We start from the raw sequence: 443 nt of genomic DNA on the forward strand, positions 1-443 counted from the left end.
CACTGCCCCCAGATATACGTCGGACGGTTACGTTTTTTACTGTGCTGATGATGGGTTCGACAAGCAGGGGCTTTATCTGAGTATCGTTCGATAACCCAGTCATCAAGTGCGAGAGTGATCGGCTCATCTGTTGGGGCTTTTGAACATACCAGTCGGATTAAACGACACGCCAGGTGTTTCCATCGCCACTTACCGTGAGAGATCCAGTGGTGATAGCTGCTCCAGACGCATTGATAGTCAATAGACAATAGTGCATGTGTAACAAAGCCGTCCCCTGAAAGCATGCAACCAAAGAGCAGTTCGCAGAACGTTGGTACTGCAGTTGGTGATAGCGCTCTGGCAAGAAAGGTTGTATAAAAAGCGAGTTCCCGGAGGATTGTTCGATGATCTGAAGTGAGCATGGCAGCCATCTCAAACTTGGTCGTTGGGGATGGTTGCTTTTT

At 48.8% G+C, this 443-nt stretch carries 1 protein-coding gene; it reads right to left on the reverse strand.

What is annotated here, in order from left to right:
• A partial coding sequence (locus Q1B11_RS20295; protein WP_299735839.1) for a transposase occupies window positions 1-443 on the reverse strand: 443 nt, incomplete at both ends.

It is taken from the genome of uncultured Endozoicomonas sp. (genome assembly GCF_947495845.1).
Taxonomy (GTDB): domain Bacteria; phylum Pseudomonadota; class Gammaproteobacteria; order Pseudomonadales; family Endozoicomonadaceae; genus Endozoicomonas.